Raw genomic sequence first — 12,156 nt, 5'->3', positions numbered from 1 at the left:
TTGCGTCCCTTTTCAAGTCATTCAGCCGCAAGCACAGCAGGCGATTGGGCCGTGTTTGACGCACGTCAAGCCCGGCAGCGGACTCAAGCGTTGCTGGCGCTGATGCCCCATTTCGCCAGCGCCGCATCATCGCTGACCCGGGCGTCCACCCAGCGGGCGCCTTCCGGTGTTTCTTCTTTCTTCCAGAACGGGGCCTGGGTTTTGAGGTAGTCCATCAGGAATTCGCAGGCCTTGAAGCTCTCGCCGCGGTGGGCCGAGATGACGGCCACCATGACCACCTGGTCCAGCGGCTGCAGCAGGCCGACGCGGTGGATCACACGGGCACCAAAAATATCGAAGCGCGACATCGCCTCGTCGATCATGCCCTCGATGGCTTTTTCGGTCATGCCTGGGTAATGCTCGAGCTCCATGCTGCTCACGCTCAGGCCGTCATTGCGGTCCCTTACCGTGCCGGTGAAAGTGCAAACGGCCCCGACCCGCTTGTCGCCGGCACGCAGGGCGGCGACCTCATCGGCGAGGTTGAAGTCGTCGGTGGTGATCAGGACGCGAGGGGAAGGCAAAGTCATAGTGGCAATTTTGCCACTGAGCCGCTCCGGCTGGTGCCTGTTCAGTGCCGAAGCAGGTGCCAGAATCCGCCACGTCAAGTAATATGGATGGATGACTGGCCACATTCACCTCCTTGCCAACCGGACGCCCGACAGCGCCCGCGGCTTTGAGGCGTGCGCCAGCAAATCGAAAAAACCGTTGCTCATTTGACCGGGGCTGCGGTTCCGTCGTCGAATGAGCGATGGAACCGCCGGTTACTTTTCCAGAGTCTTTTGCGGACACCTTCTCTTGTTCTGATGGCGGCCTTCCAAGCCGGTCAGTTTTTCAGGATGTGTCTTTATGCAAAAAACAGCGCTTGACTCCAACCAGGCAACCTACGATTTTTCGGGACTCTGGATCCCGCTAGTCACCCCGTTTGACAAGGGCAAGGTCGACGACCCCGCCCTGAAGCGCCTGGTGGCGCACTACCAGGCCAGCGGCATCGCCGGGCTGGTGGTGTGCGGCTCCACCGGCGAGGCCGCGGCCCTCAGCGACGAAGAACAGCTGGAGGTGCTGCAAACCGTGATGGCCGAGGCAGGTGGCTTGCCGGTGATCATGGGCCTTTCGGGCTACCACCTGGGTAAAACGGCGGCGCGCATCCGGGCTGTCAGCACGCACGGCATCGTGGGCATCCTGCTGCCGGCGCCCAGCTACATCCGCCCTTCGCAAGCGGGCCTCGTCGAATGGTTCACCACCCTGGCCGATACCAGCGCGGTGCCAGTGGTGCTTTACGACATCCCCTACCGCACAGGCAGCAAGATGGAATTGGAGACCATCCGCACCCTGGCCGGACATCCGCGCATACAGGCGCTCAAGGACTGCGGCGGTGACCCGGTGAAAACGCGGGCACTGATTGCCGATGGGCAGTTGCAGGTGCTGGCGGGTGAGGACGCGAACATTTTCAGCACAGTCGCAGCGGGCGGCCGGGGCGCCATTGCGGCCGCAGCGCATCTGCATACAGCGCGATTTGCAGAAGTTGTTCGGCGTCTACGAGCGAATGACATGGCTGGCGCCGAGGCTTTGTGGAAACCGCTGCCGCCGCTGATCGAAGCCCTGTTTGCAGAGCCCAACCCCGGCCCGCTCAAGGCCTTTCTGGCGCGTCAGGGTTTGCTGAGCGACGAGTTGCGCAGCCCGATGACACGTGCGTCTGCAGCGTTGGTGGAGCGGCTCGTGAAACTGGATGCTCAGGTGGCCTGAGCACCGCGAGTGAGCGGATCAGCCGCCGGTGACGGGCGGGAAGAAGGCGACTTCGCAGCCCTCGCTGAGTACAGCCGACTCGTCGCTCATGACCTGGTTGAGCGCCATGCGCACCGATTTGCCGCGCGCAAGCGCCGCAGCGTGTGCGGACGTGGCCGCGAGCAGTTCGTCGCGCAGGCCGGCCAGCGTGGTGGCGGAGGTGTCGCGCACCTCGCTGCCCTGCCCGATGGCTTCGCGAATCGAGGCAAAGTATTTGACGGTGATCTTCATGCCGGGCCTTGCGGGAATGCTCAGGACATCAATGCCGAAAACGGGATGAACTGCACCACGTCACCGTGCGCGATGGTCTGGCCCGCCGGGTTGTCGATCACGCCGTCACCCCAGACCGCGGATGTCAGCACGCCCGAACTCTGGTTGCTGAAAAGCTCCAGCCCGCCGGCGGCGTTGCGTCTGACGCGCAGGAACTCGCGGCGCTTGTCGGCTTTGGGCCAGTTGAAATGGGCCACAGCTGATGTGGGCCGGATAGCGGTTTCAACGGCGCCCTGCAGCTTGAGCAGGAAAGGCCGCACCAGCACCAGGAAGGTCACGAAGCTGGAGACGGGATTGCCCGGCAGGCCGATGAAATGGGAGCCGGCGATCTTGCCGTACGCGAAGGGCTTGCCGGGCTTCATGGCGATCTGCCAGAGGGCCAACTCACCCAGTGCCTGCACGGCGGGCTTGATGTGGTCTTCTTCGCCCACCGACACGCCGCCGCTGGTGAGGATCAGGTCGTGCTGTTCGCTGGCCCCCTGGAGCGCGGCAATGGTGGCGTCCAGCCGGTCGGGCACGATGCCCAGGTCGGTCACGGTGCAGCCGAGGCGCAACAGCAGCGCACGCAAAAAGAAGCGGTTGGAGTTGTAGATGGCGCCGGGCTTCATGTCGGCGGGTGCGACTTCGCCGGGCATGACGAGCTCATCGCCCGTGGAAAAGAGGGCCACGCGCACCCGCGGCGCCACCTGCAGTTTGTCAAAGCCGATGCTGGCCGCAAGACCGAGCGAGGCCGGCGTCAGGCGCTCGCCGCGGCGCAACACCACGGCACCCGAGGCCACGTCTTCACCGCGGCGGCGAATCCATTGCCCAAGCTGGGGCTGGGCCTTGATGCGCACGCCTGAGTCCACCACCTCGCAGTCTTCCTGCATCACCACGGCATCAGCCCCCGGCGGAATGGGCGCGCCGGTAAAGATGCGCGCCGCGGAACCTGGGACCAGAAATTGGCCGCTGCTGCCGGCCGGAATGCGCTGGTTGACCTGCAACACCGCATCAGCCGACACGTCGGCAATGCGCACGGCATAGCCGTCCATGGAGCTGTTGTCGTGCGCGGGCACGTCGAGGCTGGACACCAGGTCCTGGACCAGCACGCGGCCGTCGGCATCAAAGGTGGAAACGGTCTCGAAGCCGGGCAGCAATGCCGCGCAGTTCAGCAATTCGGCCAGCGCCTGGTCCAGGGGCTTCAATGGAGCCCGGCCGGCTTGCAGCGCAAGCGCCGGGCCAGCGGGCGTGGGGGAAACAGAACTCATGGTCGGGGTGTCCGGAACAAAAGCATGAACGGAACGAAAAGCCTGCCTTGGCGAATGCTCAACCGAAACGGTCTTCGAACGAATAGGCGAAGCGTTCCTGATTGTTCACCAGGTACTCTGCCACGGCGTCGGCATCGTCCAAATCCAGCACCGGGCGCAAGGTTGCTGCCGGCAGCTTATCGGGCGCATCCGTGGCAACCGCGACGATGAAGTCGTCTTCCGGATAAAGCGCAGGCTTGCCGGGATAGTCTGCCGATGGGGCGCGCCAGACTTCGACCTTAAGCAGGTCGCTGCTCTTGAAGCCTTCGACCAGCACCCAGTCCACGCCGCTGTAAAGCTCGGCAATCAGCTGGTGCACCGAGAGTTCCGAAGGTTTTTCAAACTCGCGCATCAACGCCAGCCGGTTCTGCGACGCCACCACCACTTCAAAGGCACCGGCCGCGCGGTGGCGGAAAGTGTCCTTGCCCGGATGGTCGATGTCGAACTTGTGGTGGGCATGTTTGACCACGGAAACACGCAGCCCCCTGGCCTTCAATGCCGGGATCAGCTTTTCGACCAGTGTGGTCTTGCCCGATCCGGAATACCCTGCAAATCCGACCACGTTCATGATGCCGCTCTCACAGAAAGGAAAACCGAAAGACGCCTTCTTTGCTATAAAAAATATAGCTGCTTGCGCAAGTAAGTACCGGGCTGGAGCCCGATTTAATGCACATTGTCGGCAATGTAGCGCTTGATCACGGCCGCATCGGCCGGCAGTACCTTGACCCGTTTGGGCAGCGCCTCGATGCCTTCGAATTTCGCGGGCCGCGTAGGCAACTGGCCCAGGGCTTCTTCAATGGTGGCCGCAAACTTGATGGGCAAGGCGGTCTCGAGCACGATCATGGGCACACCGGGCTGAAGCTGCTCGCGAGCGACCTTCACGCCGTCAGCAGTATGGGTGTCGATCATGGTGCCGAAACGCTTGTAGGTATCGCGAATGGTGGCAAGGCGGTCGGCGTGGGTGCTCTTGCCGCTGACGAAACCATAGCGCAGCGCGGCGGATTTGAAGGCCGCCTCACCGCTCAGGTCAAAGGAACCCTGGCTGCCGAGCTGGTCATGAAAAAGGGCCCGGGCCTTGCCGCCGTCGCGGCCCAGCAGGTCAAACACAAAGCGCTCGAAGTTCGAGGCTTTGGAAATGTCCATGGACGGGCTGGAAGTTTCGTGCGTGTCGGCGCTGCTGCGCACGCGGTATACGCCGGTGCGGAAGAACTCGTCGAGCACGTCGTTTTCATTGGTCGCGACCACGAGCTTGGCGATGGGCAGGCCCATCATGCGAGCGACATGACCGGCGCAGACATTGCCGAAGTTGCCGGACGGCACTGTGAAGTCGACTTTTTCAGTGTTGCTGCTCGTGGCTTGAAAGTAACCTGCGAAGTAGTACACCACCTGTGCCATCAGGCGCGCCCAGTTGATGGAGTTGACGGTGCCGATCTTGTATTGGCGCTTGAAGGCCAGGTCGTTGGAGACCGCCTTGACGATGTCCTGGCAATCGTCGAACACGCCATCGACGGCGATGTTGTGGATGTTCTCGTCCTGCAGGCTGAACATCTGCGCCTGCTGGAAGGGACTCATGCGGCCATTGGGCGAGGTCATGAAGACGCGCACGCCCTTCTTGCCGCGCATGGCGTATTCGGCCGCGCTGCCGGTGTCGCCACTGGTGGCACCCAGGATGTTGAGCTCTTCACCGCGGCGCGCCAGTTCGTATTCGAACAGGTTGCCCAGCAGCTGCATGGCCATGTCCTTGAAAGCCAGCGTAGGGCCGTTGGACAGGGCTTCGAGGTACAAATCCGTGCGTGCTGAGCTCGTCGAAGCATCTTCGAGTTTTTTCAGCGGGACGATGGCCTTGGTGCCGAAAACCGCTTCGGTGTAGGTCTTGTCGCAGATCGCTTTGAGGTCGGCGGCGGGAATGTCGTCTACGTATAGCGAGAGGACCTCGAAGGCCAGTTCGGCGTAAGACAGGCCGCGCCATTTGGCCAGGGTCGCCTCATTAACCTGCGGATAGATTTCCGGCAGGTACAGGCCACCATCAGGCGCCAGGCCTTCAAGCAGGATTTCACAGAAGCGCTTGCGGTCAGCGTGGCCGCGTGTGGACACGTACTGCATCAGGCCAACTCCTCCTTGCGGATGCGCGTGATGGGTGCGAGCACCGTAGGCAGCGCCTGCATTTGGGCCAGGGCTTCGTTCATCTTTGCTTCCACGCACTCGTGCGTGAGGATGATGAGGTCGGTATGCGTGGAACCCTCGCCGCCCACTTCATCGGCTTCACGCTGCAACACGGCGTCGATGCTGATGCCCGCTCCGGCCAGGATGCCGGTGACTTTGGCCAGTACGCCGGCTTCGTCGGCGACTTTGAGGCGTAGGTAGTAGCTGGTGACCACATCAGACATCGGCACCACAGGCAAGTCGCTCATTGCGTCGGGCTGGAAGGCCAGGTGCGGCACGCGGTGCTCGGGGTCGGCAGTGTGCAGGCGGGCGATGTCGACGAGGTCGGCAATCACGGCGCTGGCGGTGGGCTCGCTGCCCGCGCCCTTGCCGTAGTACAGCGTAGTGCCGACGGCGTCGCCCTGTACTACCACCGCGTTCATCGCGCCTTCAACGTTGGCGATCAAACGTTTGGCCGGCACCAGGCTGGGGTGCACGCGCAGCTCAATGCCGTTGGCGGCACGCTTGGTGATACCCAGCAGCTTGATACGGTAGCCGAGTTGTTCGGCATAACGGATGTCTTGCGCGGCCAGGCCGGTGATGCCCTCGACATAAGCCTTGTCGAACTGCACCGGGATGCCGAAGGCGATGGCCGACATCAACGTGACCTTGTGGCCGGCGTCCACGCCTTCGATGTCGAAGGTGGGGTCGGCTTCGGCGTAACCCAGGCGCTGCGCTTCTTTGAGCACGACGTCAAAGTCCAGGCCCTTGTCGCGCATCTCGGAAAGGATGAAGTTGGTGGTGCCGTTGATGATGCCGGCGATCCACTGGATGCTGTTGGCGGTGAGACCTTCACGCAAGGCCTTGATGATGGGGATGCCGCCGGCCACGGCCGCTTCGAACGCGACCATCACACCCTTGCGATGGGCGGCTGCAAAAATCTCGGTGCCGTGCACGGCCAGCAGTGCCTTATTGGCGGTAACCACATGCTTGCCGGCTTCAATGGCTTCGAGCACCAGTTGTTTGGCGATGCCGTAGCCGCCAATGAGTTCGATCACGATGTCGACATCCGGGCTGGTGACGACCTTGCGGGCGTCGTCGACCACCTGCACGCCTGGGCCGACTGCAGCTTTGGCGCGCGCCACGTCCAGGTCGGCCACCATGGTGATCTCAATGCCGCGGCCGGCGCGGCGGCGAATTTCTTCCTGGTTGCGCTGCAGTACGTTGTAGGTGCCGCTGCCCACGGTGCCTATGCCCAGGAGGCCTACGCGGATCGGGCTCAAATTCGTCGGTTTCATAGTCGCTCAGTGTTGCTTTACGTTGATCTTGAATGCTGCCACCCGGAAGGGGCGAGAAAGGGAAGAGACCGAATACAGGATCAAATTCGGTTGTTGCGGTAGTTCTCGAGGAACTTCGCAATACGGCCGATGGCTTCGCGCAGGTCTTCCTCATGTGGCAGGAAGACGATGCGGAAGTGGTCCGGTTCGGGCCAGTTAAAGCCTGTGCCCTGCACCAGCATGACCTTGGTCTCTTTGAGGAGCTCCAGGAAAAACTGGCGATCGTCCTTGATCGGGTAGACCTTGGGATCAAGCCGCGGGAACATGTAGAGCGCGGCGCTGGGTTTGACACAGGTGACGCCAGGAATGGCCGTAATCAGCTCATACGCCAGGTCGCGCTGGCGGCGCAGGCGCCCGCCTTCGCAGGTCAGGTCGTTGATGCTCTGGTAGCCGCCCAAGGCAGTCTGTATGGCCCATTGGCCGGGCACGTTGGAGCACAGCTTCATGTTGGCCAGCATGTTCAGGCCTTCGATATAGTCCTGCGCCTGCTTCTTGGGGCCGGACACCACCATCCAGCCGGCGCGATAGCCGCAGGAGCGGTAGCTCTTGGAGAGCGAATTGAAAGTCACAGTGAGCACGTCAGTCGAAAGGCTGGCGATGGCCGTGTGCTTCACATCGTCGTACAGCACCTTGTCATACACCTCGTCCGCGAGTATGACCAGCCCGTGCTCGCGCGCGATGGCGACGATGCCCTTGAGCAGTTCGTCGGAGTACAGCGCGCCCGTCGGGTTGTTGGGGTTGATGACTGCGATGGCTTTGGTCTTTGGCGTGATCCGGGCGCGGATGTCGTCGAGGTTGGGCATCCAGCCATTGCTTTCGTCACACAGGTAATGCACCGGTGTGCCGCCGGACAGGCTGGTGGAGGCCGTCCACAGCGGATAGTCAGGTGCGGGCAACAGCAACTCGTCGCCGTCGTCCAGCAAGGCATTGGTAGCCATGGAAATCAGCTCGCTCGCACCGTTGCCGAGATAGATGTCATCGAGCGTCACGCCCTTGATGCCCTGCTTCTGCGTCTCATGCATCACGGCCTTGCGTGCTGCAAAAATGCCCTTGCTGTCCGAATAGCCGGCCGACGCGGGAAGGTTGCGGATCATGTCCTGCTGGACTTCCTCAGGCGCGTCGAAACCAAACACCGCCAGGTTGCCGATATTGAGCTTGATGAGCTTCTGGCCCTCTTCTTCCATCTGCTTGGCGGCGTCCATGATCGGGCCCCGGATGTCATAAAGGACATTGGCCAGCTTGGCAGATTTCGTGATCGGTTTCATGCGGTTTCAGGGATATGTGGGCAGGGCCCTGGCGCCCACCATGCTGGCAAAGGGGAAGAAGCATCAGCAAAGGCGGGAAATTCGGGCGGAATCTATAATTTGACCACATAAAAGAGGGTTTTCACCTGCAAAACCCGGCAAACGCCTCCTGTGTACCGGCGTGCTCCGCATCATCAAAAAACACTCAAATAACCGCCGCATGAAACTTCAGCCAGACCGTCTCGATGTCCAGTCCATCCTTGGTTATGGTCCTGGCTGGGTCGGCCTTGGAAGCAACGGTGTTGCGGAGAAAATCGAGCACAGCATCGTGATTGGCTCCAGGGGCGAGAAGTTTGACTGGAACTGCACGCGTTTTGAGCATCTCACGGCTGAGCATTTCGCCCGGCTTGCCGCAACACAGCCCGAACTTGTGATTTTTGGCAGTGGCTCGCGGTTGCGCTTTCCCCCTCCCGCTTTCTTGCGCGGGCTGATGGAGCACCGCATTGGCATTGAGACCATGGACACATTGGCCGCCTGCCGCACCTACAACATCCTCGCGGGAGAAGGCCGGCAGGTGCTTGCCGCCCTGCTGATTGAAACAGAAGGAACAGAAGGCTGAAACGCCTTCTCTTTCAGGGTAAAATCTAGGGTTGCACTTGGCACCATATCCAGGACTCGCGTCCCGGGCCGGTTGCCAAAAGGCGCGGCTAATTACAACTACTTTCGTCAGGGTCTACTCAGTATGGCAGTCGTCGTCAATAAACCACTCCCCGAATTTGAAGCGATCGCCACCGGCGGCATCAAGGTTTCCAACACATCCCACGTCGGCAAAGTCGTTGTGCTGTACTTCTATCCCAAGGACAACACCCCCGGCTGCACCACGGAAGCCATGCAGTTCCGTGATCGCTACAAGGACTTCGTCAAGGCCGGCGCGACCGTATTCGGCGTGTCCCGTGACAACATGAAATCCCATGACGAGTTCAAGTCCAAGCTTGAACTTCCGTTCGAGCTCATCGCGGACACCGAAGAAAAAATGTGCCATATGTTCGGCGTGGTCAAAAACAAGATCATGTACGGCAAGAAGGTCAAGGGCATCGAGCGCAGTACCTTCCTGGTGGGTGCCGACGGCCAGCTGAAAGAAGAGTGGCGCGGCCTGAAAGTGCCCGGCCATGTGGACGATGTGCTCAAGGCCGTCAAGGCCCTTAAAAAGGCCGCCTGAAACAACCCCTGACGCCAGTTAGCAACAAAGAATTGCAAAGGATTGCCCTGTCACGCGAGTTGTGCATAATGAACTCATGCTGTTGACCTTCGCAACTGCGCCAAAAGAACAAGCCGCCCTGGTTTCAAGGCGGCTTTTTCGCTTCTGGAACCCTTCTTTTTTAGAGAGTTTTAAGCACTATGCCCCTGCCCCCCGCCCCGACCAAACGTGCCGCCCTGCTCTCCCCCGACGCGCTTGACGCGCCTGCCCGCTCACCCTCCAAAGCACGCAAGACGGAAAGTGCCGAATCCGCCCAGAAACCCCCGGTGATGGACCTGTTTGACAGCCGCGCAGCAGGTGATGGGAGTCAGCATCCTTCAGCTTTTCGAGGTAAAGAGCCTGCTGGCCCTTCAAGGACGGGCGCAAGCAGCTATAAAAAAGAGAGCATTCCGTTACCCCAGCCAGTCAACAAGCCCAAGAAGGCCAAGCGGACTGGCCCTACCAAACTCTTCGTGCTTGACACCAACGTGCTGATGCACGATCCGATGTGTCTGTTCCGTTTTGAGGAACACGACATCTTCCTGCCCATGATCGTGCTCGAAGAACTCGACGGCCACAAAAAGGGCATGACTGAGGTGGCGCGCAATGCTCGCCAGACCAGCCGGACGCTGGACGCGCTGGCAGGGACGCAAGGCGCCGATATCGCCAAAGGGCTGAAACTGGATACCACCGGTCACCCGGAAGCTGGCGGCTGCCTGTTCTTCCAGACCAAGCCACTGGACTACACGCTGCCCGTGAGCCTGCCGCAAGGCAAGGCCGACAACCAGATCCTGGGCGTGGTGGAAGCCCTTCGCAAGGAATATGCGCCGCGCGAGGTGGTTCTGGTGTCCAAGGACATCAACATGCGCGTCAAGGCGCGCGCCCTGGGCCTGGCGACCGACGACTACCAGAACGACAAAACCCTGGAAGACGGCGACCTGCTGTATTCCGGCTCACTGGCCCTGCCGGCGGACTTCTGGACGCGCCAGAGCAAGACCATCGAAAGCTGGCAGCAAGGCAGTCACACCTTCTACCGCATCACTGGGCCCATTGTGGGCAGCCTGCTGATCAATCAGTTCGTGTTCTTTGAGGCTCCCGGAGAACCGCCCCTGTATGCCCGCGTGACCGAAATCCGGGCGAAAACCGCCGTTCTGAAGACGCTCAAAGACTACAACCACCTCAAAAATGCTGTCTGGGGCGTCACCACACGCAACCGCGAACAAAACTTCGCCATGAACCTGCTGATGGACCCGGAAGTGGACTTCGTCACGCTGGCGGGCACGGCGGGTACAGGCAAGACGCTGATGGCGCTGGCCTCGGGCCTAACTCAAGTACTGGACGACCGTCGCTACACCGAAATCATCATGACGCGCGCCACGGTCTCGGTCGGCGAAGACATCGGCTTCCTGCCAGGTACCGAGGAGGAAAAAATGGGCCCCTGGATGGGCGCGCTGGACGACAACCTCGAGGTGCTGGGCAAAACCGACAGCGGTTCCGGTGAATGGGGCCGCGCCGCCACGAATGAGTTGATCCGCTCGCGCATCAAGGTCAAGAGCATGAACTTCATGCGGGGCCGTACCTTCCTGAACAAGTACGTCATCATCGACGAAGCCCAGAACCTGACGCCCAAGCAGATGAAAACGTTGATCACGCGAGCCGGCCCAGGCACGAAAATCATCTGCATGGGTAACCTGGCACAGATCGACACGCCGTACCTGACCGAGGGCTCCTCGGGCATGACCTTTGCCGTCGACCGCTTCAAGGGTTGGCCACATGGCGGGCACATCACACTGGCACGCGGCGAGCGCTCACGCCTGGCCGATTTCGCGAGCGAAGTCCTCTGAAGCCGTAAAAATGGCGCCGATTGGCGCCGAAATGAAAAAAGGCCAAGTCGCAGGACTTGGCCTTTTTGTTCGTCAAATTCTGGTGGGCGGTGCAAGTTTCGAACTTGCGACCCCTGCAGTGTGAATGCAGTGCTCTACCCCTGAGCTAACCGCCCTATTGGTCAGCCTAAGATTATATGCTGTTTCGAACGGCTTTATGGTTTACGCCGCCAAAACACGCCAAACCGTTTTACCCTTGCTGGCCTTGTCAATATCTACCAGCAGCTTTTCATGGTCGGCGATCTCCTGGTCATTGGCAGCCAACAACGGCAGGTCAAAGGTGCTGAGATCGATCTGGGGCACATCACTATCGCCTTCCCGGGCGCTATCCCCTACATCCATCACCAGCGCATTCTGGCCGCGGGTCAGATTGATGTAGACATCGGCCAGCAATTCGGCGTCCAGCAAAGCGCCGTGCAGCGTGCGGCCCGAATTGTCGACCTCGAGCCGGTCGCACAAGGCGTCGAGCGAGTTGCGTTTTCCCGGGAACAGCTCCTTGGCCATCATCAGACTGTCGGTGACCTTGGCCACGCAATGCTTGATGGGCGGCCTGCCGATGAGTTCGAGTTCCTTGTTGAGGAAGCTCACATCAAAGGGGGCGTTGTGGATGATGATTTCGGCGTCCTGCAGATATTCCAGCAACTCCTCGGCTACGGCCGAGAACTTGGGTTTGTCTTTCAGGAACTCGTTGCTGATGCCGTGGACCTTGAGCGCATCTTCGTGGCTGTCGCGCTCGGGGTTCAGGTAGAAGTGGCGGTTGTTGCCGGTGAGCTTGCGGGCCACCAGCTCAACGCAACCAATTTCGATAATGCGGTCGCCGTTTTCGGCGGAAAGACCGGTGGTTTCGGTGTCAAGAACGATTTGGCGCATGGTTCAGATGATAGCTGCGCTGAGTCTCACTGGATGTTTTTTCGCCGGGCCGCCCCAAGGAAACGC

12 protein-coding genes and 1 tRNA gene are annotated in these 12,156 nt (G+C 60.8%); 4 read left to right on the top strand and 9 right to left on the bottom strand.

The genetic code is table 11. The annotated features are described in order from the left end of the window. Positions 1-83: 83 nt before the first annotated feature. Positions 84-566: a molybdenum cofactor biosynthesis protein MoaE gene (locus ACQ4MS_RS17435; protein WP_431095884.1), complete on the bottom strand. Its 483-nt coding sequence runs from the start codon at positions 564-566 to the stop codon at positions 84-86. Positions 567-885: 319 nt separating this feature from the next. Between ACQ4MS_RS17435 and dapA the strand changes: the two genes are divergently transcribed. Next, a complete protein-coding gene (gene dapA / locus ACQ4MS_RS17430) occupies positions 886-1,782 on the top strand; it encodes a 4-hydroxy-tetrahydrodipicolinate synthase (RefSeq protein WP_431095883.1) in 897 nt (298 codons plus the stop codon). Between the two features lie 18 nt (positions 1,783-1,800). Here the strand turns inward: dapA and moaD are convergent, their stop codons facing one another. The 6 genes from moaD to ACQ4MS_RS17400 form a co-directional block, all read right to left on the bottom strand. After that, positions 1,801-2,052, bottom strand: coding sequence for a molybdopterin converting factor subunit 1 (gene moaD / locus ACQ4MS_RS17425; protein WP_431095882.1), 252 nt, complete (start codon positions 2,050-2,052; stop codon positions 1,801-1,803). A 20-nt stretch (positions 2,053-2,072) separates the two neighbouring features. After that, positions 2,073-3,338, bottom strand: coding sequence for a molybdopterin molybdotransferase MoeA (locus ACQ4MS_RS17420; RefSeq protein ID WP_431095881.1), 1,266 nt, complete (start codon positions 3,336-3,338; stop codon positions 2,073-2,075). Between the two features lie 58 nt (positions 3,339-3,396). After that, the gene (gene mobB, locus ACQ4MS_RS17415; RefSeq protein WP_431095880.1) at positions 3,397-3,945 is read right to left on the bottom strand and encodes a molybdopterin-guanine dinucleotide biosynthesis protein B; all 549 of its coding nucleotides are present in this window, start codon (positions 3,943-3,945) and stop codon (positions 3,397-3,399) included. A 95-nt stretch (positions 3,946-4,040) separates the two neighbouring features. Next, positions 4,041-5,480, bottom strand: coding sequence for a threonine synthase (gene thrC, locus ACQ4MS_RS17410; RefSeq protein WP_431095879.1), 1,440 nt, complete (start codon positions 5,478-5,480; stop codon positions 4,041-4,043). Beyond that, positions 5,480-6,802 (bottom strand): homoserine dehydrogenase, encoded by a 1,323-nt coding sequence (locus ACQ4MS_RS17405; RefSeq protein ID WP_431099611.1) that lies wholly within the window; start codon positions 6,800-6,802, stop codon positions 5,480-5,482. The genes thrC and ACQ4MS_RS17405 overlap by 1 nt, the downstream gene beginning before the upstream one ends. Before the next feature lie 95 nt (positions 6,803-6,897). After that, entirely contained in the window at positions 6,898-8,121 is a 1,224-nt protein-coding gene (locus ACQ4MS_RS17400; RefSeq protein WP_431095878.1) for a pyridoxal phosphate-dependent aminotransferase, read from the bottom strand. A gap of 199 nt (positions 8,122-8,320) precedes the next feature. On the opposite strand from ACQ4MS_RS17400, the gene ACQ4MS_RS17395 reads away from it, so the two are divergent. From ACQ4MS_RS17395 to ACQ4MS_RS17385, 3 genes are all read left to right on the top strand, one after another. Continuing rightward, positions 8,321-8,719, top strand: coding sequence for an Mth938-like domain-containing protein (locus ACQ4MS_RS17395; RefSeq protein ID WP_431095877.1), 399 nt, complete (start codon positions 8,321-8,323; stop codon positions 8,717-8,719). A gap of 123 nt (positions 8,720-8,842) precedes the next feature. Further along, complete coding sequence (locus ACQ4MS_RS17390) at positions 8,843-9,319, top strand: peroxiredoxin (RefSeq protein ID WP_431095876.1); 477 nt, start codon at positions 8,843-8,845, stop codon at positions 9,317-9,319. A 179-nt stretch (positions 9,320-9,498) separates the two neighbouring features. Then, entirely contained in the window at positions 9,499-11,181 is a 1,683-nt protein-coding gene (locus ACQ4MS_RS17385; protein ID WP_431095875.1) for a PhoH family protein, read from the top strand. Between the two features lie 80 nt (positions 11,182-11,261). On the opposite strand, the gene ACQ4MS_RS17380 is transcribed toward ACQ4MS_RS17385, so the two are convergent. Next, positions 11,262-11,336: transfer RNA gene (locus tag ACQ4MS_RS17380), tRNA-Val, on the bottom strand. A gap of 46 nt (positions 11,337-11,382) precedes the next feature. Then, positions 11,383-12,090 carry a DNA polymerase III subunit epsilon gene (dnaQ, locus tag ACQ4MS_RS17375; RefSeq protein ID WP_431095874.1) on the bottom strand — a complete coding sequence of 236 codons (708 nt, stop codon included), beginning with the start codon at positions 12,088-12,090 and terminating at the stop codon, positions 11,383-11,385. Positions 12,091-12,156 lie beyond the last annotated feature (66 nt).

Source organism: Polaromonas aquatica (assembly GCF_050626995.1).
Taxonomy (GTDB): Bacteria; Pseudomonadota; Gammaproteobacteria; order Burkholderiales; family Burkholderiaceae_C; genus Polaromonas; species Polaromonas aquatica_A.
The sequence above is the reverse complement of the archived record's forward strand: the minus strand, read 5'-3'. Positions and strand labels throughout refer to the sequence as shown.

What these genes read in the sequence shown, in the direction of transcription:
- mobB (WP_431095880.1), bottom strand. Translation starts at nt 3,945, where the DNA reads ATGAACGTGGTCGGATTTGCAGGGTATTCCGGATCGGGCAAGACCACA.
- ACQ4MS_RS17420 (WP_431095881.1), bottom strand. Translation starts at nt 3,338, where the DNA reads ATGAGTTCTGTTTCCCCCACGCCCGCTGGCCCGGCGCTTGCGCTGCAA.
- dnaQ (WP_431095874.1), bottom strand. Translation starts at nt 12,090, where the DNA reads ATGCGCCAAATCGTTCTTGACACCGAAACCACCGGTCTTTCCGCCGAA.
- ACQ4MS_RS17400 (WP_431095878.1), bottom strand. Translation starts at nt 8,121, where the DNA reads ATGAAACCGATCACGAAATCTGCCAAGCTGGCCAATGTCCTTTATGAC.
- dapA (WP_431095883.1), top strand. Translation starts at nt 886, where the DNA reads ATGCAAAAAACAGCGCTTGACTCCAACCAGGCAACCTACGATTTTTCG.
- ACQ4MS_RS17395 (WP_431095877.1), top strand. Translation starts at nt 8,321, where the DNA reads ATGAAACTTCAGCCAGACCGTCTCGATGTCCAGTCCATCCTTGGTTAT.
- ACQ4MS_RS17385 (WP_431095875.1), top strand. Translation starts at nt 9,499, where the DNA reads ATGCCCCTGCCCCCCGCCCCGACCAAACGTGCCGCCCTGCTCTCCCCC.
- thrC (WP_431095879.1), bottom strand. Translation starts at nt 5,480, where the DNA reads ATGCAGTACGTGTCCACACGCGGCCACGCTGACCGCAAGCGCTTCTGT.
- moaD (WP_431095882.1), bottom strand. Translation starts at nt 2,052, where the DNA reads ATGAAGATCACCGTCAAATACTTTGCCTCGATTCGCGAAGCCATCGGG.
- ACQ4MS_RS17435 (WP_431095884.1), bottom strand. Translation starts at nt 566, where the DNA reads ATGACTTTGCCTTCCCCTCGCGTCCTGATCACCACCGACGACTTCAAC.
- ACQ4MS_RS17390 (WP_431095876.1), top strand. Translation starts at nt 8,843, where the DNA reads ATGGCAGTCGTCGTCAATAAACCACTCCCCGAATTTGAAGCGATCGCC.